Origin of the sequence: Rhodopseudomonas sp. NSM (assembly GCF_052445935.1) — a bacterium.
GTDB lineage: Bacteria > Pseudomonadota > Alphaproteobacteria > Rhizobiales > Xanthobacteraceae > Rhodopseudomonas.
Genome location: NZ_JBQTCH010000009.1, coordinates 131243 through 154866, shown reverse-complemented (window position 1 = coordinate 154866; position 23624 = coordinate 131243). Strand labels below are relative to the sequence as shown.

21 protein-coding genes are annotated in these 23624 nt (G+C 66.6%); 7 read left to right on the top strand and 14 right to left on the bottom strand.

Annotated features, from left to right (window positions below; all coding sequences use genetic code 11):
• Both ACTZWT_RS21175 and ACTZWT_RS21170 read left to right on the top strand, forming a co-directional pair.
• Complete coding sequence (locus ACTZWT_RS21175) at window positions 1-279, top strand: circadian clock KaiB family protein (protein WP_322515253.1); 279 nt, start codon at window positions 1-3, stop codon at window positions 277-279.
• A gap of 2 nt (window positions 280-281) precedes the next feature.
• The gene (locus ACTZWT_RS21170) at window positions 282-1772 is read left to right on the top strand and encodes an HWE histidine kinase domain-containing protein (RefSeq protein ID WP_444771651.1); all 1491 of its coding nucleotides are present in this window, start codon (window positions 282-284) and stop codon (window positions 1770-1772) included.
• A 54-nt stretch (window positions 1773-1826) separates the two neighbouring features.
• Here ACTZWT_RS21170 and gyrB read toward each other — a convergent pair whose 3' ends face one another.
• The 7 genes from gyrB to rpsT all read right to left on the bottom strand — a co-directional run bounded on the left by gyrB (window position 1827) and on the right by rpsT (window position 10643).
• Entirely contained in the window at window positions 1827-4268 is a 2442-nt protein-coding gene (gene gyrB, locus ACTZWT_RS21165) for a DNA topoisomerase (ATP-hydrolyzing) subunit B (protein ID WP_444771650.1), read from the bottom strand.
• Window positions 4269-4494: 226 nt separating this feature from the next.
• On the bottom strand, window positions 4495-5634 hold the full coding sequence (recF, locus tag ACTZWT_RS21160) for a DNA replication/repair protein RecF (protein ID WP_444771649.1): 1140 nt from the start codon (window positions 5632-5634) through the stop codon (window positions 4495-4497).
• 86 nt (window positions 5635-5720) lie between these two features.
• A complete protein-coding gene (locus ACTZWT_RS21155; RefSeq protein ID WP_444771648.1) occupies window positions 5721-6092 on the bottom strand; it encodes an endonuclease domain-containing protein in 372 nt (123 codons plus the stop codon).
• A 166-nt stretch (window positions 6093-6258) separates the two neighbouring features.
• Complete coding sequence (gene dnaN / locus ACTZWT_RS21150; protein ID WP_444771647.1) at window positions 6259-7377, bottom strand: DNA polymerase III subunit beta; 1119 nt, start codon at window positions 7375-7377, stop codon at window positions 6259-6261.
• 273 nt (window positions 7378-7650) lie between these two features.
• The gene (gene dnaA / locus ACTZWT_RS21145) at window positions 7651-9069 is read right to left on the bottom strand and encodes a chromosomal replication initiator protein DnaA (RefSeq protein WP_444771646.1); all 1419 of its coding nucleotides are present in this window, start codon (window positions 9067-9069) and stop codon (window positions 7651-7653) included.
• A 159-nt stretch (window positions 9070-9228) separates the two neighbouring features.
• Window positions 9229-9357, bottom strand: coding sequence for a hypothetical protein (locus ACTZWT_RS21140; protein WP_444771645.1), 129 nt, complete (start codon window positions 9355-9357; stop codon window positions 9229-9231).
• Between the two features lie 1019 nt (window positions 9358-10376).
• Complete coding sequence (gene rpsT / locus ACTZWT_RS21135; protein ID WP_322515260.1) at window positions 10377-10643, bottom strand: 30S ribosomal protein S20; 267 nt, start codon at window positions 10641-10643, stop codon at window positions 10377-10379.
• Between the two features lie 376 nt (window positions 10644-11019).
• On the opposite strand from rpsT, the gene ACTZWT_RS21130 reads away from it, so the two are divergent.
• The 3 genes from ACTZWT_RS21130 to ACTZWT_RS21120 all read left to right on the top strand — a co-directional run bounded on the left by ACTZWT_RS21130 (window position 11020) and on the right by ACTZWT_RS21120 (window position 13184).
• Window positions 11020-11334, top strand: a complete 315-nt coding sequence (locus tag ACTZWT_RS21130) for a hypothetical protein (RefSeq protein WP_444771644.1) — start codon at window positions 11020-11022, stop codon at window positions 11332-11334.
• A gap of 169 nt (window positions 11335-11503) precedes the next feature.
• Window positions 11504-12160, top strand: a complete 657-nt coding sequence (gene msrA, locus ACTZWT_RS21125) for a peptide-methionine (S)-S-oxide reductase MsrA (protein ID WP_444771643.1) — start codon at window positions 11504-11506, stop codon at window positions 12158-12160.
• Between the two features lie 367 nt (window positions 12161-12527).
• Entirely contained in the window at window positions 12528-13184 is a 657-nt protein-coding gene (locus tag ACTZWT_RS21120; protein WP_444771642.1) for a polysaccharide biosynthesis/export family protein, read from the top strand.
• A 26-nt stretch (window positions 13185-13210) separates the two neighbouring features.
• Here ACTZWT_RS21120 and ACTZWT_RS21115 read toward each other — a convergent pair whose 3' ends face one another.
• Window positions 13211-13627, bottom strand: coding sequence for a hypothetical protein (locus ACTZWT_RS21115; RefSeq protein WP_444771641.1), 417 nt, complete (start codon window positions 13625-13627; stop codon window positions 13211-13213).
• Window positions 13628-13818: 191 nt separating this feature from the next.
• Here ACTZWT_RS21115 and ACTZWT_RS21110 point away from each other — a divergent pair, with 191 nt between their 5' ends.
• Window positions 13819-14925, top strand: coding sequence for an HD-GYP domain-containing protein (locus ACTZWT_RS21110; RefSeq protein ID WP_444771640.1), 1107 nt, complete (start codon window positions 13819-13821; stop codon window positions 14923-14925).
• Window positions 14926-14984: 59 nt separating this feature from the next.
• Here the strand turns inward: ACTZWT_RS21110 and ACTZWT_RS21105 are convergent, their stop codons facing one another.
• Entirely contained in the window at window positions 14985-16571 is a 1587-nt protein-coding gene (locus ACTZWT_RS21105) for an AMP-binding protein (RefSeq protein ID WP_444771639.1), read from the bottom strand.
• 325 nt (window positions 16572-16896) lie between these two features.
• Between ACTZWT_RS21105 and ACTZWT_RS21100 the strand changes: the two genes are divergently transcribed.
• Window positions 16897-17172, top strand: coding sequence for a DUF3551 domain-containing protein (locus ACTZWT_RS21100; protein ID WP_444771638.1), 276 nt, complete (start codon window positions 16897-16899; stop codon window positions 17170-17172).
• A gap of 30 nt (window positions 17173-17202) precedes the next feature.
• On the opposite strand, the gene ACTZWT_RS21095 is transcribed toward ACTZWT_RS21100, so the two are convergent.
• The 5 genes from ACTZWT_RS21095 to ACTZWT_RS21075 form a co-directional block, all read right to left on the bottom strand.
• Window positions 17203-17430 carry an FmdB family zinc ribbon protein gene (locus tag ACTZWT_RS21095; RefSeq protein ID WP_444771637.1) on the bottom strand — a complete coding sequence of 76 codons (228 nt, stop codon included), beginning with the start codon at window positions 17428-17430 and terminating at the stop codon, window positions 17203-17205.
• A gap of 371 nt (window positions 17431-17801) precedes the next feature.
• Window positions 17802-18539, bottom strand: a complete 738-nt coding sequence (locus tag ACTZWT_RS21090) for a DUF7168 domain-containing protein (RefSeq protein ID WP_444771636.1) — start codon at window positions 18537-18539, stop codon at window positions 17802-17804.
• A 56-nt stretch (window positions 18540-18595) separates the two neighbouring features.
• A complete protein-coding gene (gene recQ / locus ACTZWT_RS21085) occupies window positions 18596-20452 on the bottom strand; it encodes a DNA helicase RecQ (protein ID WP_444771635.1) in 1857 nt (618 codons plus the stop codon).
• Window positions 20453-20756: 304 nt separating this feature from the next.
• A complete protein-coding gene (locus ACTZWT_RS21080) occupies window positions 20757-22307 on the bottom strand; it encodes an AMP-binding protein (RefSeq protein WP_444771634.1) in 1551 nt (516 codons plus the stop codon).
• A gap of 169 nt (window positions 22308-22476) precedes the next feature.
• On the bottom strand, window positions 22477-23589 hold the full coding sequence (locus tag ACTZWT_RS21075) for an iron-containing alcohol dehydrogenase (RefSeq protein ID WP_444771735.1): 1113 nt from the start codon (window positions 23587-23589) through the stop codon (window positions 22477-22479).
• Window positions 23590-23624: the final 35 nt, after the last annotated feature.

The window sequence follows — 23624 nt, the reverse complement described above, 5'->3', positions numbered from 1 at the left end:
ATGGCCGAGCCGATCAAGCTGGTTCTCTACGTCGCCGGCGAAACGCCGAAGTCACTCGCCGCGATTCGCAACCTGGAGAAGATCTGCGCCGATCATCTCGCCGGCAAGTACAAGGTCGAGGTGGTCGATCTGAAGAAGTCGCCGCAGCTCGCGCGCGAGCACGGCATCGTCGCGATCCCGACGCTGGTGAAGGAGCTGCCGGTGCCGATCCGCAAGATCATCGGCGATCTGTCCGACACCCCGAAGGTCCTGGTGCATCTGTCGGTCGAAGGGGCCTGAAAGTGGGCTCGGCGGTCGCAGCGCTGAGCAGGCAGGAGCTGGAAGCCAGGCTCGAAGAGGCCGAAGACACGTTGCGGGCGATCCGCGAAGGCGAGATCGACGCGCTGGTCGTCAAGGGCGGCGGCGACGAGAAGGTGTTCACGCTCGAAGGCGGCGGCCATTCCTACCGCACCTTCATGGAAGCGATGGATGTCGGCGCCGCGGCGTACGATTCGGACGGGCAGTTGCTGTACGCCAATCAGGCGCTGTGCTCCCTGCTCGGTCGGGCGCCCGGCTCGTTGACCGGTCCCGTGCTGGTCGGGCTGCTCGACGCCGTCAACCAGGCCAAGTTTCGCCGGCTGCTGGCGCAGGCGATGCGGGAGCGGCAGTCGGCCGAAATCCATCTGCGCGTAGGCGATGTCGAACGCAGCATCCTGCTCGCCGGCTCGCCGCTCGATTTCGGCATCGTGCACGGCACCGCGATCACCTTCACGGATATCAGCGAACGCGAACAGGCCGCCGTCGCCAAGGAGTCCGAGCGGCTGGCGCGCGCGATCCTCGCCTCCGCCAACGAGGCGGTGATCGTCTGCGACCGCGCCGGCCGCGTCACCCATCTCAACGGCGCCGCGATCCGGATCTGCGCGGAAACGCCGGTCGGCAAAACCTTCCCCGAGGCGATCGATCTGACCTTCACCGAAGCGTCCGAACTGATGAGCGGGGCCGACATCGTCTCGATGGCGACCGCCGGCATGCCGGTGCAGGGACTGGAGGCCGCGGTGCGATCGCCGTCGGCCGCGATCACCGACGTGCTGATCAGCGCCGCGCCACTGATGGTGTCCGGCGAGCGGACGCAGGGCTGCGTCGTCACGCTGATCAACCTGTCGCAGCGCAAGGCCGCCGAGCGCCAACAGGCGCTGCTGATGGGCGAGCTCGATCACCGCGTCAAGAACACGCTGGCGATGGTGATGGCGATCTGCACGCGCACCGCCGCCTACGAACGCACCATCGAGGATTTTCAGAGGGCGTTTTCCGGCCGGATCCAGGCGCTGGCCGCGACCCACACGCTGCTGTCGAACGCGTCGTGGCAGAACCTGCAGGTCAAGGACGTGCTCGGCGCCGAACTCGCGCCGTTCGCGTCGCTGTCGAGCGGCCGGATTGCGACCGACGGGCTCGATATCGCGGTGGACGCCAAGACCGCGGTGTCGCTCGGCCTGGTGTTTCACGAACTGACCACCAATGCGGTGAAATACGGCGCGCTGTCGGTGCCGGGCGGCAAGATCGCGGTGCGCCGGACGGGTGTCGCGCAGGACGGCGCGCTGATGATCGAATGGGAGGAATTCGACGGGCCACTGGTGACCAAGCCGGGGGCGTCCGGCTTCGGCCAGACGCTGATCTCGCGCAGCCTCGGCAACGGCGCCGCCACGCTGGACTTTCGCCCCGAAGGCATCGTCTGCAGAATGTCGATTCCGAGCTACGGTCACTTTCACGGCACCGCCGGCGGCCCCGAGAGCTGACACCGATCGAAGCTGACACCGATCGAATCGGAAACGGGCTCGAGATTCGTCGCGCTACACGTCCACCGTCGCCTGCAGCGAGTTCTCCTGGATGAATTCGCGGCGGGGTTCGACGACGTCGCCCATCAGCTTGGTGAAGATGTCGTCGGCTTCGTCGACCTCGCGCACCCTGACCTGCAACAGCGAGCGGGCGTTGGTGTCGAGCGTGGTTTCCCAGAGCTGGCTCGGGTTCATCTCGCCGAGGCCTTTGTAGCGCTGCAGCGCCACGCCCTTGCGGCCGGCGTCGGTCACCGCCTCGAACAGGCTGACCGGGCCGTGGATCGCGGTCTCCGCATCCTTGCGGCGGAGCACGCCGGGGCGCGGATAGACCTCCTGCAGCACCGCGGCGTATTCGTCGAGCTTGCGGGCGTCGGCGGAGCCGAGCAGCGCGTCGTCGATCATGGCGACGTCCTTGACGCCGCGCACGGTGCGCTCGAAGTGGAAACCTTCGCCCTCGGCGAATCGCCCGATCCAGCCGCGCTCGACCTCGTCGGCCAGCGCGTCGAGCCGGCGCGCGATGTAGTCGGCGGCGGCGTTCGCCTTTTCGGTGTCCTTGCTGATCTCGGTGTTGAGCACCCCGGCGATCGCCGCCTGTTCGACCACCGAGCGGTTGTAGCGGCCGTGCAGATTGTGCAGCGTCTGGCGGATCACGCGGGCGTCCTCGACCAGCGCCAGCAGATCCCGGCCGCCGCGGACTTCGCCGGAGGCGATCTTGAAGGCGCAATCGTCGAGCCCGGTCGCGATCAGATATTCCTCGAGCGCGCGCTCGTCCTTCAGATACTGCTCGGACTTGCCGCGCGTCACCTTGTAGAGCGGCGGCTGCGCGATGTAGAGGAAGCCGCCCTCGATCAGCGCCGGCATCTGCCGGAAGAAGAACGTCAGCAGCAGCGTGCGGATATGCGCGCCGTCGACGTCGGCGTCGGTCATCAGGATGATCTTGTGATAGCGCAGTTTGGCGATATCGAAATCGTCGCGGCCGATGCCGGTGCCGAGCGCGGTGATCAGTGTGCCGATCTGCTCGGAGCCCAGCATCTTGTCGAAGCGCGCGCGCTCGACGTTCAGGATCTTGCCGCGCAGCGGCAGCACGGCCTGGAATTCGCGGTTGCGGCCCTGCTTGGCGGAGCCGCCTGCGGAGTCACCCTCGACGATGAACAGTTCGGATTTCGACGGATCGCGCTCCTGGCAGTCGGCGAGCTTGCCGGGCAGCGAGGCGATGTCCAGCGCGCCCTTGCGCCGCGTCAGCTCGCGCGCTTTTCGCGCGGCTTCGCGGGCGGCGGCGGCTTCGATCACCTTGCCGACGATCACCTTGGCTTCGGCGGGATGTTCCTCGAACCAGGCTGCGAGCGCCTCGTTCAGCACGTTCTCGACCACCGGGCGGACTTCCGAGGACACCAGCTTGTCCTTGGTCTGCGACGAGAATTTCGGGTCCGGCACCTTCACCGACAGCACCGCGGTGAGGCCTTCGCGGCAATCGTCGCCGGTCAGCGCGATCTTTTCCTTCTTGGCGTTGCCATCCGCATAGCCGTTGACCTGCCGCGTCAGCGCGGCGCGGAAGCCGGCCAGATGCGTGCCGCCGTCGCGCTGCGGGATGTTGTTGGTGAAGCACAGCACGTTCTCGTGGTAGGTCTCGTTCCACCACAATGCGGCTTCGACGCCGATGCCGTTGAGGTCGGCGGCGAGCACGATCGGCGCCGGCACGATCGGCTTCTTGTTGCGGTCGAGATACTTCACGAATTCGGTGACGCCGCCCTCGTAGCGCATCTCTTCGCGCTTCTCGACCGGGTGGCGCATGTCCGACAGCACGATGTTGACGCCGGAATTCAGGAAGGCGAGTTCGCGCAAGCGATGCTCGAGCGTGGCGAAGTCATATTCGATGTGGGTGAAGGTTTCCGGCGATGCAAAAAACGTCACCTCGGTGCCGCGCCGGCCATTGGCGTCGCCGACCACGCTGAGCGGCGCCACCGCGTCGCCATGGGCGAATTCGATGATGTGCTCCTTGCCGCCCCGCCAGACGCGCAGGATCAGCTTGCTCGACAGCGCATTGACCACCGAGACGCCGACGCCGTGCAGGCCGCCGGAGACCTTGTAGGAATTCTGGTCGAATTTTCCGCCGGCGTGGAGCTGGGTCATGATGACCTCGGCCGCCGAGATGCCTTCGCCCTTGTGGATGTCGACCGGAATGCCGCGACCGTCGTCGCGCACCGTCACCGAGCCGTCGGCGTTGAGCACCACTTCCACCGCGGTGGCGTGGCCGGCCAGCGCCTCGTCGATAGCGTTGTCGACGACTTCGTACACCATATGGTGCAGGCCGGACCCGTCGTCGGTGTCGCCGATATACATGCCCGGCCGCTTGCGCACGGCGTCGAGCCCCTTCAGCACCCGGATCGATTCCGCGCCGTATTCGACCGGAACGGAAGACGGGGTTTCGGCGATCGGCTGCCGGGCGGGTTCAGTCATGCAACAACCTTTGAAGGATGAAAATCGAATCGGCGGGCAACCGCGCGATGAGGCGTCATTTGTGCCATGAAAGACGGGTTGCGCCTAGCCCAAAGTGGCATGCGGCAAGTTATTGAAGAAATAGGATTTTTAAGACGTTTGGCAAGCCCCGAAACGGTCGATTCGAAGGCGCCGGAAAGACCGCGCGCCGGGGCCGGTTCCGGCCGCGTTTCGGCGCGCGACGCGCTCACGATGGCGGCGCGATCCGGCCGGATTCGACGGTGAAAATCTCGGCGCCGGGGCCGATCTCGGCGAACGCCGCGGGGTCGGCGCCGGTCATCCAGACCTGCGCGCCGAGCCTGGCCAACTCGCTGAACAATGCGGCGCGGCGCGACGGGTCGAGATGCGCCACCACCTCGTCGAGCAGCAGCAGCGGGGTGATGCCGGTCATCTCCGAGACCAGCTGCGCGTGCGCGAGCACCAGGCCGATCAGCAGCGCCTTCTGCTCGCCGGTGGAGGCGTCGCGCGCCGGCATCGCCTTCGGCGCGTACAGCACGTCGAGATCGGTCAGATGCGGGCCGTCGAGGGTGCGGCCGGCGGCGGCGTCGCGCGGGCGGCCCTCGCGCAGGATGGTGCGGTAGCGATCTTCCACGGCTGTGGCGGGTTCGGTGAGCAGCGCGCTCTCCATCCAGCCGTCGAGCATGATCTTCGCCGACGGGAACGCCGAGGCCGCGCCGCGGGCGTCGAGCATCGCGGCGAGGCGCGTCGCGGTCTGGCCGCGCATCGCCGCGACCGCGACCGCGAGTTCGGCGGTTTCGCGCTCGATCGCATCGAGCCAATGCGAGTCCGCGTTGCGATAATCCTCGAGCAGCCGGTTGCGCGACCTGAGGCTGCGGTCGAGCGCCGAGACGCGGCTGGAATGCTGGCTGTCGATCGCCAGCACCAGCCGATCGAAGAACCGCCGCCGTTCCGAGGCCGCGCCCATGAACAGCCCGTCCATCGCCGGCGTCAGCCACACCATGCGCAAGTGATCGCCGAATGCGGTGGCGGAGCCGACCGGCTCGCGGTCGATCCGGCAGCGCCGCGAGGTGGCAGTGTCGGCGCGCGGCGGATCGATTCCGGTGCCGAGCGTCGCCAGCCCGAGCGCCCCCTCGACCTCGGCCGACACCGCCCAGGAGCCGTCGCCCTCATTGTCGGCGACGTCGTCGAGCGTCGCCCGCCGCAACCCGCGCCCCGGCGACAGAAACGAGATCGCCTCGAGGCAATTGGTCTTGCCCGCGCCGTTGGCGCCCACCAGCACCACCACATCGCCGCGCGTATGCAACGCCGCCGCCCGATAATTGCGGAAATGCGTCAGCGTCAGGCGGGTGATGCGGGAGGCGGTCATGTGATTACAGCGAGAACAGCGCCGAGTGACCCTCTCCCCTTGTGGGAGAGGGTGGCGCCGAACGAAGTGAGGCGCCGGGTGAGGGGTTATTCGTCCGTTTCGGAAAGCTTCGCAAGGATATCTTCAAGCACCGCTGTGCGACGCTGCAGCACGTCGTTGTTCCAGTAGCGCAGCACGCGAAAGCCCGCAGCGCGGAGCGCGGCATCGCGGATCTGGTCGCGCGATTGCTCTGCATGCTGACTGCCGTCGATCTCGATCACCAGGCGCTGCTCGAAGCAGACGAAGTCGAGAATGTAGTTCTGGAACGGTACCTGCCGACGAAATTTCAACTGGGCGAAACGGCGATCGCGCAGCAACTTCCAGATCGCCGATTCCGCATCAGTGGGCGCGTGCCGCATCGTCTTGGCGAAGGCACGGAGTCTCGCTGGGGTTGAAACGTGACGCGGGCGCTGCGGCATGACCCCTCACCCGGCTTCGCTTCGCGAAGCCACCCTCTCCCACAAGGGGAGAGGGTATCAAACCCGCTTGCTCGGGTTTGGGTCAAGCCCGGCAATGACAATCTATTCTGTTGGTCGAATCTCCGGTCAAGCCGGGCGATGACCGCTGGACTCGCTGCGGGCGGAACTACACCCGCATCGGCATCAGCACATACAGCGCGTTGTTCTTGTCGCGGTCCTGGATCAGGGTGGGCGAGCCGGGGTCGGCGAGGCGCAGCACCGCGACTTCGCCTTCGATCTGGGCGGCGATGTCGAGCAGATAGCGCGAGTTGAAGCCGATATCGAGCGGGTCGGAGGCGTATTCGACTTCGAGTTCCTCGGTGGCGCTGCCGGAATCCGGATTGGTCACCGACAGCACCAGCCGTCCGGCGCTCAAGGCCAGCTTCACCGCGCGGCCGCGCTCGCTCGAGATCGTCGAGACGCGATCGACCGCGGCCTCGAAGTCCTTCTTGTCGACCACCAACTCCTTGTCGTTGTTCTGCGGAATCACGCGGCCGTAATCCGGGAAGGTGCCGTCGATCAGCTTCGAGGTCAGCACCACATTGCCGATGGTGAAGCGGATCTTGCCGGCCGACAGTTCGAGGCCGATCTCTGCGTCGTTGTCCTCGATCAGCCGCTGCACTTCGCCGACGGTCTTGCGCGGCACGATCACGCCCGGCATCCCGGCCGCGCCGGCGGGCTGCGCCAGATCGACCTGCGCCAGGCGATGGCCGTCGGTCGCGACCGCGCGCAGCCTGGCGTCCTTGCCCGAGCCCGCGGTGTGCAGATAGATGCCGTTGAGATAGTAGCGGGTCTCCTCGGTGGAGATCGCGAATTGCGTGCGGTCGATCAGCCGCTTGACGTCGGAGGCGGTGAGCGAGAATGCGTGCGACATCTCGCCGGCGGCCAGATCCGGGAAGTCGCTCTCCGGCAGGGTCTGTAGCGTGAAGCGCGAGCGCCCGGCGCGGATCGCCAGCACCGAGCGGTCGCCGTCGCTTTCCAGCACGATCTGCGAGCCGTCGGGCAATTTGCGCACGATGTCGTAGAACATGTGCGCCGGCACCGTGGTCGAGCCCGCCGTTGCGGTGTCGGCCGGCAGCGTCTCGGTGACCTCGAGGTCGAGGTCGGTCGCCTTCAATGCGAGCTGGGCGTTTTCGGCGCGCACCAGCACGTTGCCGAGGATCGGAATGGTGTTGCGGCGCTCGACCACGCGATGGACGTGGCCCAGCGACTTCAGAAGTTGCGCGCGTTCGACCGTGACCTTCATTGCAAAACCCGCCTGATCCGAACCCGCATCGTGTGATGGAGCTTCCGGAGGTACTGGAGAAGCCGGGCGGCCTGAGACGGCGCCACGGCAATGGGGACCCTGCGGATGTCGCCCGAACCCGCGGGGGGTCCGCAGGGTGGCGTGGTTAGGCGGCGGACGCAAGGGTGCGTGGCCGGTACGGCTCCGAATTTCCCCGTGTTTCGGCCGGCCGGCGCCCGCGACCGGGCGACGCGCCTGCCGTCGTGCCGGCGATCGCGCCGGCTATTGCCCCGACTATTCCTGGAGCTGGCGCTTGAGCGATTCCACCTCGTCGGACAGCGTGGTGTCCTTGGACACCAGCCCTTCGATCTTGCGCACGGCGTGCAACACCGTGGTGTGGTCGCGTCCGCCGAAACGGCGGCCGATCTCCGGCAGCGAGCGCAGCGTCAGCGTCTTGGCCAGATACATCGCCACCTGGCGCGGGCGCACCACATTGGCGGTGCGGCGCGACGACAGCAGGTCGGAGCGGCTGACATTGTACTGCCGCGCGACGATGCGCTGGATGTCCTCGATCTTGATCCGCTTCGGCTCTTGCGGCCGGATCAGGTCGCGCACCTCGTGCTCGGCCATCTCCAGCGTCACCGGCTGGGCGTTGAGCTTGGAATGCGCCAGCAGCCGGTTGATCGCGCCTTCGAGGTCGCGGCCGTTATGGGTGATGGCGCGGGCGAGATATTCCAGCACCGGAGCCGGCACGTCGAAGCTCGCATGATGTGCGCGCGCCGCGACCACGCGCGACTTCAGGATGCCGAGCCGCAGATCTTCGCCGAGCGGCGCCATCTCGACGACGAGACCGCCGGCGAGCCGTGAGCGCACGCGCTCGTCGAGGCTTTCGAGATCGGACGGCGGACGATCGGCCGCGACCACGACCTGGCGGCCGGCGTCGATCAGCGCGTTCAGCGTGTGGCAGAATTCGGCCTGGGTGGTCTTGCCCTGCAGGAATTGCAGATCGTCGATCACCAGCACGTCGATGCCGCGCAGCGCTTCCTTGAAGGCGAGCGAGGTCTGCGTCTTCAGCGCGGCGACGAAGCCGTACATGAATTTTTCGGCGGTGAGATACAGCACCTTGCGCTCGTTGCCGGAATTGCCCGACCAGGTCACCGCCTGCAGCAGATGCGTCTTGCCGAGGCCGACGCCGGAATGAATGTAGAGCGGGTTGAACATCACCGGATCGCCGCGGCGGCCTTCCGCCACCTGCCTCGCGGCGGCATGCGCCAGCGTGTTGGAGCGGCCGACCACGAAGCTCGCGAATGTCAGCCGCGGATCGAGCGGCGAGCCGCCGAGCGCGTCGTGATTGGAGGATGCGGGCACCGTCGCATGGCTGCGCATCTCGGTCGCCGGACGATGCTCGTCGCGGCGATGCTCGACCGGCGCCGGTGCTTCCTTCGCCACCGCGGCGCGCATCGGCGAGCGCACGGTGAGATCGATGCGGCAGACCTCCGGCAGCTCCGCCTGCCAGCAGGTCAGCACTTTGTCGGAATAGTGGGTCTGGATCCAGCTTTTCAGAAACCGCGTCGGCACCGACAGATGCACGCTCTCCGGCTGAACGGCTTCGAGGTCCATGCGCGCGAACCAGCTCGAATACACGTCTTCCCCGACGCTCGAGCGCAGACGGCCTTTTACGCGAGACCAGCGATCATGTTCCATGTTCGTCATTTCAGCAGCTTTTCAGATTGAGTGATGATCAACGCAGCGGGCGAAACCATGACGGCTCGCGCCCCGCAGCGGCGTCGCGAAGCAAACTCCGGACACGGCTCCGCCGTTCGGCAACGCGCCGACGTCAGCCCAGGGTCCGATTAATGTGGTTGCTTCAGGTCAGCGCGGACTCGACGGATGCACCGGAGTTCGAGCGCTGCAGCGACTGGCGATGGTGGTGGATGTCTTGAAATAATCTCTGGCCGAAACCTCGGCGTCCCGGAATGAAACGTTGAATTCGTCGCTCATGAAACCTCCCCCTCCTGACGCGCTTGCACGCGGCAAGATGTCGTCAAATCCCGTGTCACTTCCAATCCCGCTGCGCCGTTTTCGTGACGCCCCGATTGTCGCGCGCCTTGCCATCGCCCGCCTGAACGTTTGCAAGCAAACGTTCCCAACGAATTCAGACACGGCTTCGCCGGTCTCATATTGCTATGAGTGACAATCTCTCTGTCATTTGAAAAACGCCACTAACACGCACACCGCCGCCGATCTGCATGCCCGCCCCTGGTTCTCAAACCGCGCTGATCTGAAGAACCGTGGGCGTCGCGGGCGATCTAAGAAATACACGACCTCCCTTTTCCCGCAACGAATATGATTCGATCGGAGCGGCGCGAAACGCGGCGCGGGGTGCGAGCGATTAGGCAGCGGCGCGTCCCGGCGAAGGCAAGATTTTGAATCTGTGCACAGATTCGACGAGTGAACCGTGCGTGACAATTCCATCGCACGCCTAAAAGTTTTTCATGAATCCTTTACCTTTGACGGTCGCGCGACGGCGGATTCAAAGCGCTCGCTTTCGCTTTGTCGATAAGTGTCTCGCTGGCCGGGTTTTTTCGTGAGCGTTCCGACAGGGTAACCCACGCATTGTTGTTACTACGTAGAGTCCCGAGGCGTGATGGCGCGATCTCGTCACGCAACGAGTTCCGGTTGTGCCCCAGTACTTTTTTAAACCTCGCCCGGACAGCCCGACACCGCGCACGATGCACTGAACAGCGTTGCCGCGATCGACTCCGGCGACGCGTGCGCTGCGTTCGTCACGATGCGGGATTGCGATCGCCGCTCGTCCCATCGTTCGACACAAGAGGCGTCGGCCGGAGAAGATCTACGCGGAGTGGATTCGAAGACGGCGTCTTCTGCGTCGATGGCAATGCAGTGCGCGGATCGCTGGCGCGCATCGAGGCGCGCATCTCGCGCGCGAAAAATCGGTCAGCCGTGCAAAAAAAATGCCCGGCTCAGCCGGGCATTTGATTCTCTTCTGAACTTGAGAATTACTTCCCGAGTTGCGCGATCCGGTGCGCGAGGCGCGACACCTTTCGGCTCGCGGCGTTCTTGTGAACGATGTTGCGCTGGGCGGCGCGCATCAGCGCAGGCTCGGCATTCGCCATCGCCTTCAGCGCTGCGTCGCGGTCGCCGCTGGCGATCGCTTCTTCGACGGTCCGGACCGAACCGCGCATCTGGGTGCGGCGCGACTTGTTGACCGCGGTGCGCCGGGCAATCTTGCGAGTCGCTTTCTTCGCGGAAGACGTATTGGCCATGTTCTCTCAAATCCTGCGGCGGCCTCCGCTGCGGAGGGCCGGGCTGATGACGGAGCCGCCGATGATCGGAGCCTCGCCGTGTGTTCCGGATGTCCTGAAGCTTGTTCCTGGAGCCGACGGGCCGAAAACGCGACGCCGCTTCAAAGAACAGCGGCGGCAGGGAGACCCCACCGCCAATCCGCGCCTTATAAAGCCACAGCTTTCCAGCGTCAACGGTTGCGGTGGCCCATTGTCGGGCGGGGCTCGCATCGGTGAGCGGCGGGGTTTCACCGCAAAGCCGCTCCGCGGGCAGGGATAAGTCGCTGGTGAGGTTGTGTTTTGTGCGCCGGACCGGTAGACGCGGCGAAGGGGCCGGTCAATTCCATCGGGGTGGGCGATGATCCGCGGGTTCTTTCGACTGATCGGCTTGCTGCTGCTGACCGGAGGATTCATCTTCCTGGTCTATGACGGCGCCCGTTCGGTCGCCGACAGTTCCCTGCAATGGACTCCGCTCGGGGAAGTCTGGAACGACGTCCATCAGTCCAGCCAGCATGCCTTCCGGGTCTGGATCGAGCAGGTCGCGCCCTGGCTCTGGACCCATGTCGTCAAGCTGCTGCTGGCGCAGCCGACCTTCGCGGTGCTCGGCGTCGCCGGCCTGCTGCTGCTGCTGCTGTTCCGGCCGCGCAAGCCGCTGATCGGCTACGCCCGCTGACGGTCGGTCGGGCGGGCTCTGCGTAACAACCCTGTCGGTCGGCGCGTAAAACCCTATATCCAGACTTCACTCGAGAGCCGGTGGCGACAGCGTTAGGCTGCCCGCCAGCATCATCCAGCAAACGGGCGCCCGGGCGAGCTTGACCGCCGCGGCGCGCCGGGAGGTGTCCATGTTCTTCACGCGTAAAACGACCTCGATGCCGAGCGCCAGCGAGGCGCTGCCGGGCCGCGCCACGCCGATCCCGACCGCGCGCAGCCATTTCGTCAACGGCCATCGCATCCAGCCGCCTTATCCCGAGGGGCTGCAACGGGCGGTGTTCGGGCTCGGCTGCTTCTGGGGGGCGGAGCGCAAATTCTGGGAGCTCGGCGACGCCGTCTACACCACCGCGGTCGGCTATGCCGGCGGCTACACGCCGAACCCGACCTATCAGGAAGTCTGCTCCGGCCGCACCGGCCACACCGAAGCGGTGCTGGTGGTGTTCGACCCGACGAAGATCTCCTACGAGGCGCTGCTGAAGACGTTCTGGGAAAGCCACGACCCGACCCAGGGGATGCGCCAGGGCAACGATGTCGGCTCGCAATATCGCTCCGCGATCTACACTTTCGGCGAGGCGCAGGCGCGCGCCGCCGACGCGTCGCGCGAGGCGTATCAGCAGGCGCTCGGCGCCAGGCGCTTCGGGTCGATCACCACCGAGATCGCGCCGGCCGGCGAGTTCTATTTCGCCGAGGACGATCACCAGCAATATCTGGCGAAGAATCCCGGCGGCTATTGCGGCCTCGGCGGCACCGGCGTGTCGTGCCCGGTCGGCGCCGGCGTCACCGCCTGAGCATCGTTCCCGCTTGCCTGTAACGCATGCTTTGCGATCCGGCACGGCGCAACCTCTCCCGCTTGCGGGCAGGGATATCGCAGATGGATCGGATGTCAGCCGCTGCACCCGCCGCGAGTCGTCCCCGCGCAGGCGGGGACCCATAACCCCTGGCTTTTCAAGTAAAAGAAAGCCTCTGCCACCGGCTTCAATCGAGACGCTGCGGCGTATGGGTCCCCGCCTGCGCGGGGACGACATGCGGATAGGCAAGGCCAAAATCGGTATCATCGACACCTCGCGTGGCGAAGCGCGCCCCTGCGGAACTACGCACCGCCAACAATTTGTTAACCCTAACAGGGCATAAACGGAGCCATCTCGTGGAGAGGGAATGGCTCCTGTGCGTTTGGACCACGCGTTTCGATTGTCGATGATTGCCGTGATGGCAGCGCTCGCGCTGGGCGGCTGCATGCGGCGGTCGGGTCCGGTCGCGGTTCAGCCATCCAACACCCTCGACAGCATGGCCTATGGCGGTTCTGCCGGGCCGGGTCGGGTTGCCTATGCGCCCGCGCCGATGCCCACTCCGCATTCGGAATATCGCCTCGATGCCGGCGACCGGCTGCGCATCGTGGTCTACGGCCAGGAAGGTCTCACCAACACCTACGCGATCGACGCATCCGGCTCGATCACCATGCCGCTGATCGGCAGCGTGCCCGCGCGCGGCCGCACCCCGGCCGGTCTGGCCGCCGCGATCTCCGCGCGGCTGCGCAACGGCTTCATCCGCGAGCCTTCGGTGGCGGTCGAAATCGATCAGTATCGGCCGTTCTACATTCTCGGCGAGGTGCTCGCGCCCGGCCAGTATCCCTATGTGCCGGGCATGACGGTGGAGAGCGCGGTCGCGATTGCCGGGGGCTTCTCGCCGCGCGCCCGCCGTGACAGCGTGACGCTGACGCACCCCGATGGCGGCGCGATGGTCCGTGCCGTCGTCCCGCTTGTCACCCCGCTGACGCCGGGCGACACCGTGATGGTGAGCGAACGCTGGTTCTGAGTCGAGGCGCCGCGGTCGACCGGCGGCTAATCCCACATCCAGTTGCGGCCCCAGTCGCCCTTCCAGCCGGTCAGCCGGCCGTGGCGGAATTGCAGATACAGCCGGTCGCGGCGATTGAAGAAGCCGCTGCCGCCGCCGGTGCGGATCGCCAGGAAGATTTCGTCGCCGCGCCGGCCGCTGACGTAGTTCAGCGGCATGCCGAGCGCGCGTTCCGCCTGCAGCGCATCCATTCCGAATGCCAGCGGCGTGGTGTTGGACAGCGTCGCGATGAACGGCGGTGCGACGACGACCGGCCCCCGTTGCTGCGCCGAGGCCGGCAGCGCGAGTGAGGATGCCGAGATCAGCGATCCGGCCATCGCCGCCGCGAGCCGCACGCTTCTCGCGCGGCTGCGTGCTGGTCGCCTGTCGTTGCCGTCGATCAGGGTCGGTGCGGTCTTTGCCATCATCTTCCTTCCGGTCGCCGTATCATAGCCGCGGCCTGTCCCGAAGCCGAGCGCGCAGCCGCTCGAATTCGCACAATACCAATCAAATCCGCGCGGAAAAAACACCGATCGTTAAGAATGCCCATTAAGCAGTGGGAACCACTTTCCCGGTAGGGATGGCGCAGGCCTATGTCACACCCATCCGGTGATCCATGAACTCATTAGCCCGACAATCGGCGCCCCAGACCGAGCCGCGGCGACGGCTGATCCTGGCGTCCGACCGCCGCGATCAGAGCGCGGATCTCGCGCGCATCCTCGCCGGCGTCGCCGAGGTCCAGATCGTCTCGACCGCGGAATTGCCGGAAGCCCCGTCGCGCGACCTGTCCGGGATCGTCGTCGATATCAATCTGCGCTCCGCCGACAGCGTGCAGCGCGTCAAGCAACGGTTGCTCGGCGGCGGTTACCAGCCCTTCCCCCGGCTGTTCGTGCTGGCCGACGAGCTGCACCACGGCTCGATGCAGGCCTGGGCGCTCGGTGCCACCGACACCATCGCCCGCCCGTTCGATTCGCGCGACCTGCTGGCGCGGATCCGCGCGGCGTTTCCGGATGCGTCGGAGATCACCGCCGACGCCCGCGCCGAGGCGATGAGCCAGGGCATCGCCGCGGCGCACGGCGTGCTCGTCAAGATGTTCGAGCGGCTGCCGGCCGGCCGGCCGCTCAGCTATCAGGACGTGCTTCAGGCCGAGGGTTCGATCCTCAGGGCGATCCGGCGCACCTCGCTGCGCGAATGGCTCGCCGCGGTCGGCCGCCACCACAATGAGAGCTATCGGCTGGCGCTGTTCGCGACCGGCTATGCGGTCGCCTTCGCGCAGCACCTCGGCATGCGCGAGGAGGACCAGCGCCGCCTGACCCGCGCCGCGCTGCTGTTCGACGTCGGCAAGGCGTTCGTCGAGGTCGGCGTGCTCGACCATATCGACGCCCTGCAAGGCGAACGCCTGCGCAAATTCCGCGAGCATCCGCGGCTCGGCTACGATGCGCTGGCCGCCGAAGGCAGTTTCCCGCGCGAGACCCTCGACGTCGTGCTGCATCACCACGAACTGCTCGACGGCTCCGGCTATCCCGACGCGCTGCACGGCGACCAGATCAGCGACATCGTCCGCATCACCACCATCGTCGACATCTTCACGTCGCAGGTGGCGCAGCGCAAGAACCACGTCCCGCTGATGCCGCTGCAGGCGTTCTGCCGGATGGAGGAGATGGCCGGCAGGATCGACCAGCGCCTGCTGCAGGCGTTCCGCCCGGTGGCGATGGGCGGTTAGTTTACCCGGTCGTTCCGGGGCGCGCGTTGCGCGTGCCCGGAATGACGAGAAGGACGCGACTACTCCGCCAGCATCTTGCGCAGTTCCGCCTTCGCCACCTTCTCCAGCGTCGAGCGCGGCATGTCGTCGACCAGACGGACTTCGCGCGGGCGCTTGAAATCGGCGAGCGACCGGCTGCACGCCGCCAGGATCTGGTCGGCGAGGTCGGGCGATGCCTTGTCGACGCCGGCGGCGGGGATCACGAACACCACCGGCACCTCGTCGAGCATCGGGTGCTTCTTCGCCACCACCGCGGCCTCGCGCACGCCCGGCACGGTGACCACCACCTGCTCGATCTCGGAGGCCGCGACGTTCTCGCCGCCGACCTTGAGCATGTCCTTGGCGCGGTCGCCGAACCGGATCGCGCCGTGCTCCAGCAGCGTGACGCGGTCGCCGGTGATGAAGTAACCGTGCGCGTCGAAGCTGTCGCGCGTCGCCTGATCGTTGTGGAGATATTCCTTGAACAGCGACAGGCCGGGCACGCCCTTGATCAGCAGGTTGCCGGTGTCGCCGACCTGCGTCGGCGCGCCGTCGTCGCCGACGATGCGAAGGCTGTATTCTGGCGCGGCGCGGCCGATCGACATCGGCGTGTTGGGCTGGTCGGCCTCGGCGATGATGCCGTGGGTGATGGTCTCGGTCATGCCCCACCAGCCGATGATCTTGATGCCGAACGACGCGAAGGCCGGCGGCTCCGCGACCGCGGTGCCCCACATCCGGAAGGCGTGATCCTTCGGCGTCTCCTGGTCCATCAGCGCCTTCAGGCAGAACGCGATGTTGGAGTTCCAGGTGCAGCGGTGCTCGACCGCGACGTTCCAGAACCGGCTCGAGGAGAACCGCGGCTGCACCACGCATGTGCCGCCGACCCACAGGCTCGCCAGCATCGAATAGGCCAGCGCGTTGGTGTGGAACAGCGGCAGGTAAGCGAGGTGGACGTCGTCGGCGCGCAGCGTCTGGTGCGCGGCGTTGATCTTGGCGCCCCACAGCGCGTTGGCGTGGGTCCACAGCACCGCCTTCGGCCGCGACGTGGTGCCCGAAGTGTACTGCACGCTGCACGGCGCGAACGGATCCGTCGGCCGCCGCGGCCGGTTCGCGCTGTCGCCGAACAGGCTCTCGAACGAGTCGGCGTTGGCGACCTTCTGGGCCGGCAGCGGCGAGCCGGGATCGTGCGAGATCACCGCGATCCAGCGCAGTTTCTTGCAGTTCGCCGCGACCAGCTCGGCATAGGCCGGCTGGGTGATCGCGGCGACGGCGTTGCAATGATCGGCGAAGTAGTCGATCTCGGCCGCGGCCGAGCGGGTGTTGGTGGTGACGGCGAGCGCGCCGAGCTCGACGCAGGCGAACCAGGCGAGCAGGAATTCGGCGCAATTGTCGAGATGGATCAGCACTGCGTCGCCGGGCTTGACGCCGCGCGCGACGAGGCCGGCGGCGAGCGCGCCGACCCGGTCGTGGAATTCGCCGTAGCGCCAGACCCGCGCCGGGGCGTCGAACGGCGCCCAGATCACGAAGGGATGATTGGGCCGCGCCTGCGCGTGCAGCCGCAGCAGCCATGGCACGTCCATTCCGGCGAACGGACTGACGATCCCCGGCGCGTCGCTGAGTGGCGGCATGGTCTCTCCCCTTTTTTGCGGCGTTTTCCGCGCGGCGGCAAATCGCCGCGGCGCGATTGCGCGTCTGTTGTTGCTTGCCCCGCCCTTGTGCCACCCGCCGCGGCGTCGCGCAATTCAGTCCGCTCCGCAGCGTCCGGGGCACGATCCTGTTAGTTCCCCCGTCACGACGCTGATTTGCCCATTCCCGCAGTGCACCTCGCCGCGATCCGGGCTGCGCGCCTGCGACAATGCAGCGTCGACCGGGCGCCGGAACGTTCGCTGCAACGCATGGTTGGATTTGCATGTCGGCACGATGACATGGTCAACCACGAAAGGAGACAGCACGATGAGAACTCTGGTTCTGGCGACGATGGCGCTCGGTGCGCTCGGAGCGACCCAATTGATGACCGCGAAGCCCGCCGCGGCGCAGGTCGAATACCCTTACTGCAAGCAGGGTGCGCAGCAGGGCTATCCCGGCAACTGCAATTTCGTCAGCTTCGAATCCTGCCGCTACTCGGCGCGGGGCACGGGCGGCAATTGCGTGGCGAACCCGCGCTACAGCGCCGGCGGATACGGCGACGCGTACGGCTATGCGCCGTCTTATGGTCCTTCGGCCTATTGATTGAACGACAGCGGCGCTGGCGTCACGGCGTCAGCCGCCGCGTTCCTTGCGGCTGAAATTCGACAGATGGCCCTCGCGCGCGGCCCGCGCGCGGGCGGCCTTGACCAGCGACTTGCTCTTGCCCGGCGCGGCGACGCGCGACACCAGCCGCTGCATCTTCCGGCTGTCGCAGTTTGGACAGCGCGGCTTGTCGGAAAACCCGACCAGCAGCTCGCTGTCCTTGTCGCAATCCCCACAATGAAAGCCGTAAAGCGGCATTGACGCATCTCCTGATAGGCGATCTGGCCGTAAACTAAGCGTTTCCGCCGCGTCGGCCGTTCGGCTGAACTGATTGTCGGCGGCAATGCAGGAATTGAACCAGTCGCCGAGTGCAGATTCGGGTGCGGGTCGCAGCGTCATGACGCCGCCGGGCGCCGCGATACTCCTTCGCGGCCCCCTTTTTCGTAATCGCGGTGATTCGACCTCCCGTGCCCCGGGTGCAGTGCAACGCTCGGCGCTTGCGGCGTGGTGCGCTGCAGAGCCGGGCCCCGGTGATCGGCGCAAAGCGGGGTCCCGGTTCTGCGGAGCCGCACTGCGTGCTGCGCCGCGCCCGGGACGCGGATGCTTGGTGGTCGATGGCCGATCGCCGGCTAACGCTTCAGCGCGGCGGGCGGATCGGCGCCGATTCCTGGATTGATCGTGAGCCTCGCCCCGGCGCTGCCGCCGGCCTCATAGGCCGTCATCGACACCGTCCGGCCGGTGCCGCGCGACGCGCGCAGCTTGAGGTCGAGCTTGCAGAACTCCTCGTCGACCACCGCGGATTTCAGCACCACGAGGCCGCGGCCGGCGCCGTCATTGACCTTGTCGCGCGCGGCCTTCATCGCCATCAGCTTGTCGCCGATCGACACCACCATGCCGAAGCTGAAGGAGGCGTTGGCGAGATGACGGTCCTGATGGCGGAACCGGCGATAATCGGCACTGGTCTTGTAGCGGCCGAGTTCGGCGCGCACCGCGGCGTCGATCAGCTCGGTCAGATAATGTGCGACCTCGATGTCGGAACGCAGCCCGAAATACACGTAGCGGTTTTCGCCGGCGGGATTCTTCTCGCGCCAGACCCGGCAATCGCAAAAATGCGCGATCGCGCCGACGCAATCGTCGAGCGGAATCCGCTTCTTGCGAAACGTCTCGAAGCTGATCTGCTCGCACGGGGTCTCGCGGATCTCGACGTCGCTCAGCGACAGATCGTGCCGATCGAGCAACTCGGCGACCTTGGCGGCCGCCGACAGGGCCTCATCCTCGGTACAGCCATTGGCGGTGGTCTTGCCGCGCAACGCCTGGATCCGGGTCTTGAGCTTGTCGAGCGCGGCAAGATGGGATGGGCTGGACACCGATACCCTTTCTCTGAAAATCGGTGATCGCGGCGAGCGCCCGCGCGGCAGCCGGTTCAGCTGCCTGAAGCATTTATCAGGGCGAGCAATTCCTGGCCATAATGCTCCAGCTTTTTGTCGCCGATGCCCGGGATGCCGCGCAGTTCGTCGAGCGAGCGTGGGCGCGCTGCGGCGATGCCGTCCATGGTGGCGTCGTGCAGCACCACATAGGCCGGCACGCCACGGCTCTTCGCCACCTCGGAGCGCCACGCCTTCAGCGCCGCGAACAGTTCGGGATCGCCCGTCGACTCGCGCGGCGCGCCGCCGACCAGATCGCCGCGGCGGGATTTCGCCCGCGGCGGCCGGCCGCCGGTCTGCTCGCGCAGCATCACCTGCGCCTCGCCCTTCAGCACGGTGCGCGAACTCTCGGTGAATTTCAGCGCGCCGAACGCCTCGCTGTCCGGCGCGAGGTGCCCGAGCGACACCAATTGCCGGATCATCGCCCGCCATTGCTTCTCGTTGAACTCGCCGCCGATGCCGAACACCGAGAGCTTGTCGTGGCTGAACTGGCCGACGCGTTCGGTCAGCCGGCCGAGCAGCACGTCGATCAGATGCTGGGCGCCGAAGCGCTGCCCGGTGCGATAGGCGCAGGACAGCAGCTTCTGCGCCGCCACCGTGCCGTCGATCACCTTCGGTGGCGACAGGCAGTTGTCGCAATTGCCGCAATGGGGCTGGTCCGGCGTTTCGCCGAAATAGCCGAGCAGCCGGGTGCGGCGGCAGCCGGTGGATTCGCACAGGCCGACCAGTGCGTCCAGCTTGCCCATCGACACCCGCTTGAAGGCGTCCGAGCCGGAGGATTCGTCGATCATCCGCCGCTGCTGCACGATGTCGCTGAGGCCGTAGGCCATCCAGGCGTCCGACGGCTTGCCGTCGCGGCCGGCGCGGCCGGTTTCCTGATAATAGGCCTCGATGCTCTTCGGCAGATCGAGATGCGCGACGAAGCGGACGTCGGGCTTGTCGATCCCCATGCCGAACGCGATGGTGGCGACGATCACGACGGCGTCCTCGTTGATGAAGCGGTCCTGGTTGCGGGCGCGAATCTCCGCCGGCAGCCCGGCGTGATAGGGCAGCGCGTCGATGCCGGCCTTGCACAGCGTGTCGGCCACGTCCTCGACCTTGGCGCGCGACAGGCAATACACCACGCCGGAATGGCCCGTATGCTTGTCGGCGATGAAGGCCTTGAGCTGCGCCGGCGCGTTCTGCTTGTCGACGATGGCGTAGCGGATGTTCGGCCGGTCGAAGCTCGACACGAAGCAGGGCGCGTCGGTGAGGCCGAGGCGCTCGCTGATCTCGCGGCGGGTCAAGGCATCCGCGGTGGCGGTCAGGGCGATCCGCGGCACGTTGGGGAATTTCTCGGCGATCGCCGACAGGCCGACATATTCCGGCCGGAAGTCGTGGCCCCATTGCGACACGCAATGCGCCTCGTCGATCGCGAACAGCGCGATCCTGGCGCGCGCCAGCATCGACAGACAACGCGGCGTCAGCAGCCGCTCCGGCGCGACGTACAAGAGATCCAGTTCGCCGGCGAGCAATTGCCGCTCGATCGCGTCGGCCTCCGCATAGGACAGCGACGAATTCAGCGCCGCGGCGCGCACGCCGGCCTCCAGCAGCCCCGCCACCTGGTCGCGCATCAGCGCGATCAGCGGCGACACCACGATGCCGCAGCCGTCGCGCAGCAGGGAGGGCAACTGGTAGCACAGCGACTTGCCGCCGCCTGTCGGCATCAGCACCAGACAATCGCCGCCATCGGCGACATGGCGGATGATCGCCTCCTGATGGCCGCGAAAGCCGGGCAGGCCGAACACGTGATTCAGCACCGACAGCGCGCGGGCGTCGAGGTCGGCGGCGGTTTCGCGAGGGGCGGAGCGGGTCATACGGATCGGTGGGCGACAGGGGACATGCGCAGCCTATACCCCAACGCAGGCGATTCTTCTCGCCAAGGCGCGAGAATGTTCGCCGGTCAAGCCGTCTCGGTTGGAAAAGACCTGCGCGCGCGCACTGAGCAACCTCTCCCGCTTGCGGGGGAGGTCGGATCGCGAAGCGATCCGGGTGGGGGAAAGCCCCTCCGAACAACGCAGAGTCAGTGCCTCGCGTCGCCCTCACCCCAGCCCTCTCCCGCAAGCGGGAGAGGGAGCGCGCCGTGCCGGTTGGCCAGCCTCACACGAACAGACCTCACACTCACACGATCCGCGACTCGCCCTTGCCCCAATATTTGTCGCGCAGCAGCCTCTTGTAGAGCTTGCCGGTCGGCAGCCGCGGCAGTTCTTCGAGAAAGTCGATCGAGCGCGGCACCTTCTGCCGGGACAGCGACTGGCCGCAGAACGCGATCAGTTCCTGCGCCAGATCGAGGTCCGGGTCGACGCCCGGCATCGGCTGGATCACCGCCTTGACCTCCTCACCCAGATCCTCGTTCGGCACCCCGAACACCGCGGCGTCGGCGACCTTGGGGTGGGTGATCAGCAGATTCTCGCATTCCTGTGGATAGATGTTCACACCGCCGGAGATGATCATGAAGGTGGCGCGGTCGGTGAGGTGCAGAAAGCCGTCGTCGTCGACATAGCCGACGTCGCCGACGGTGCTCATGCTGCCGTCGGCCGAGCGTGCCTCGTTCGTCTTGGCCGGATCGTTGAAATATTCGAACGGCGTCGCGGTCTTGAACCAGATCTGCCCCGGCGTGCCCTTGGGGCAGGGCTGCATCCGGTCGTCGAGGATGTGCAGGTCGCCGAACATCACCTTGCCGACGGTGCCGCGATGCGCCAGCCACTCCTCACTGTTGCAGGCGGTGAAGCCGAGCCCTTCGGTGGCGCCGTAATATTCGTGGATGATCGGCCCCCACCATTTGATCATCTGCTCTTTCACCTGCGGCGGACAGGGCGCGGCGGCGTGGATCGCGACTTCCAGCGTCGAGAGGTCGTATTTGTTGCGCACGTCCTCGGGCAGCTTCAGCATCCGCGAGAACATCGTCGGCACCAGCTGGCTGTGCGTGACCTTGTACTTCTCGATCAGCGCCAGATAGTTCTCCGGATCGAAATGCTCCATCAGGATCACAGTGCCGCCGTCGCGGATGGTGAGGCCCACCGCGGCCTGCGGCGCGGAGTGATACAGCGGCGCCGGCGACAGATAGATCATGTCGTTGCGATATTTCCACAGCATGTTGAGGAAGTGGAACAGCGGCAGCGGCTGCGACGGCGGCTGCTCCGGCAGCGGCCGCAGGATGCCCTTGGGCCGGCCGGTGGTGCCGGACGAATACAGCATCGCGGTGCCGAGGCTCTCGTCATCGACCGGCGTGTCGGGCAGGCCTTTGGTGGCCTCGGCGAGGCCGACGATGCGCTCACTCTCGCCGTCGCCATCGGCCACCACGCACAGCGTCACGTTGGGGCAGTCCTTCAGCGCCTCGCGGGCGATGTCGAGTTTGGCTTTCGAGGTGATCAGCGCCTTGGAGTCGCTGTTGGTCAGGATGTAGACCAGCTCGGCCGCGGTGAGATACGAATTGACGCAGGTGTAGTACGAGCCGGTGCGCTCGCCGGCGCCGCAGGCTTCGAGGTAGCGGTCGTTGTTCTCCATGAAGATCGAGAAATGATCGAGCCGCTTCAGGCCGTGGTTGCGCAGCAGATGCGCGAGACGATTACTGCGAGCCTCGAGCTCGGCATAGCTCACGGCCGCGCCGGTCGAGGCCATGATGAAAGCGGGGCGGTCGGGATGGGTCTTGGCGAACTGTCCGGTGTACATCGTGTCCCTCGTGCTGATGCGTGCCTGAGCTTCTGATCTTCCGTCGTCATTGCGAGGAGCGGAGCGACGAAGCAATCCAGCGACGTGCACTGAGCTTCTGGATTGCTTCGCTGCGCTCGCAATGACGGAGTCATCGTTGTTCGTCCCGAGGGGAGCATGCGCGCGTCGCTTACGCCGCCAGCTCCAGTATCTCGCGCACCTGCGCGGGACCGTCGATCTGGCGGGGGTTGCGCGGCACCCATGGCGTGCCCATCGCCTGATTGGCGATGCGCTCGAAATGTTCGGGGCCGACATTCACCTCGCGCAGGCTGCGCGGCATCCCGAGCACGCGGATCAGCGCGTCGAGCACATCGCCGGCGTCCTGGCCGGGATGGCCCATCGCGGCGGCGACCAGCGCCTGGCGCTCGCGGTTGGCGGTCTTGTTCCAGCGCATCACCGCCGGCAGCATGATGCAGGAGGTGTGGCCGTGCGGCACATCGAACACCGCGCCGAGCACGTAGCCGATGCCGTGGCTGGCGCCCATTGGAACTCCTGACGACAGCGCGCCCATCGACAGCCAGGTGCCGATCTGGCAGTCGAGCCGGGCGTCGAGATCGGTCGGATCGGCCTTCACCCGCGGCAGCGATTGCGCCAGCATCGATAGCCCCTTCAGCGCCTGCGCGTCGCCATAGGGATGCGCCTCGCGCGAACAGATCGCCTCGACGCAATGGTCGACCGCGCGGATCCCGGTCGACAGGAACAGCCATTCGGGCGTGTGCAGCGTGATCGCGGGATCGAGGATGGCGGCGCGCGGCATCACCAAAGGATGCGCGAATTTCTCCTTGACCCGCGTCGCCTCGTTGGTGACGCCCGCCATGGCGCTGAACTCGCCGCCGGAGATCGTGGTCGGCACGCTGATCTGCCGAACGGTCGGCGCGATCGGCGACGGCCGATTGGCGACGCGGTCCATCTCCGCCACGGTGCTGATATTGTTGGCGAGGCAGATCTGCACCGCCTTGGCGCCGTCGGTGATCGAGCCGCCGCCGACCGTGACGATCAGGTCGGCATCGATGCCGCGCGCCTGATTGGTCGCGGCGATCACCGCCGCGCGCGGCGTATGCGCCGGCATCGCGTCGAACAACCCGGCGCAGCGGGCGCCGAGCGCGTCCCGCACCTTGGCGATTTCGTCAGTGGTTCTGTTGAGGGTACCGGAGACCATCAGCAGCGCGCGACGCGCGCCGATCCGGTCAATCTGGGCAGCGACCGCCGCCGCCGCCGGCTGCCCGTAAACGACTTCCTCCATGGCGCCGAACACGACGCGTCCCGTTTGCACGTTTT

Bases quoted from the DNA above. Each gene is read 5' to 3' on its own strand.
- ACTZWT_RS21175 (WP_322515253.1), top strand. From the start codon at position 1: ATGGCCGAGCCGATCAAGCTGGTTCTCTACGTCGCCGGCGAAACGCCG.
- ACTZWT_RS21100 (WP_444771638.1), top strand. From the start codon at position 16,897: ATGAGAACTCTGGTTCTGGCGACGATGGCGCTCGGTGCGCTCGGAGCG.
- ACTZWT_RS21130 (WP_444771644.1), top strand. From the start codon at position 11,020: ATGATCCGCGGGTTCTTTCGACTGATCGGCTTGCTGCTGCTGACCGGA.
- gyrB (WP_444771650.1), bottom strand. From the start codon at position 4,268: ATGACTGAACCCGCCCGGCAGCCGATCGCCGAAACCCCGTCTTCCGTT.
- ACTZWT_RS21075 (WP_444771735.1), bottom strand. From the start codon at position 23,589: ATGGAGGAAGTCGTTTACGGGCAGCCGGCGGCGGCGGCGGTCGCTGCC.
- recQ (WP_444771635.1), bottom strand. From the start codon at position 20,452: ATGACCCGCTCCGCCCCTCGCGAAACCGCCGCCGACCTCGACGCCCGC.
- ACTZWT_RS21095 (WP_444771637.1), bottom strand. From the start codon at position 17,430: ATGCCGCTTTACGGCTTTCATTGTGGGGATTGCGACAAGGACAGCGAG.
- rpsT (WP_322515260.1), bottom strand. From the start codon at position 10,643: ATGGCCAATACGTCTTCCGCGAAGAAAGCGACTCGCAAGATTGCCCGG.
- dnaN (WP_444771647.1), bottom strand. From the start codon at position 7,377: ATGAAGGTCACGGTCGAACGCGCGCAACTTCTGAAGTCGCTGGGCCAC.
- recF (WP_444771649.1), bottom strand. From the start codon at position 5,634: ATGACCGCCTCCCGCATCACCCGCCTGACGCTGACGCATTTCCGCAAT.
- ACTZWT_RS21120 (WP_444771642.1), top strand. From the start codon at position 12,528: ATGGCTCCTGTGCGTTTGGACCACGCGTTTCGATTGTCGATGATTGCC.
- ACTZWT_RS21140 (WP_444771645.1), bottom strand. From the start codon at position 9,357: ATGAGCGACGAATTCAACGTTTCATTCCGGGACGCCGAGGTTTCGGCC.
- msrA (WP_444771643.1), top strand. From the start codon at position 11,504: ATGTTCTTCACGCGTAAAACGACCTCGATGCCGAGCGCCAGCGAGGCG.
- ACTZWT_RS21115 (WP_444771641.1), bottom strand. From the start codon at position 13,627: ATGGCAAAGACCGCACCGACCCTGATCGACGGCAACGACAGGCGACCA.
- ACTZWT_RS21110 (WP_444771640.1), top strand. From the start codon at position 13,819: ATGAACTCATTAGCCCGACAATCGGCGCCCCAGACCGAGCCGCGGCGA.
- dnaA (WP_444771646.1), bottom strand. From the start codon at position 9,069: ATGACGAACATGGAACATGATCGCTGGTCTCGCGTAAAAGGCCGTCTG.
- ACTZWT_RS21105 (WP_444771639.1), bottom strand. From the start codon at position 16,571: ATGCCGCCACTCAGCGACGCGCCGGGGATCGTCAGTCCGTTCGCCGGA.
- ACTZWT_RS21080 (WP_444771634.1), bottom strand. From the start codon at position 22,307: ATGTACACCGGACAGTTCGCCAAGACCCATCCCGACCGCCCCGCTTTC.
- ACTZWT_RS21155 (WP_444771648.1), bottom strand. From the start codon at position 6,092: ATGCCGCAGCGCCCGCGTCACGTTTCAACCCCAGCGAGACTCCGTGCC.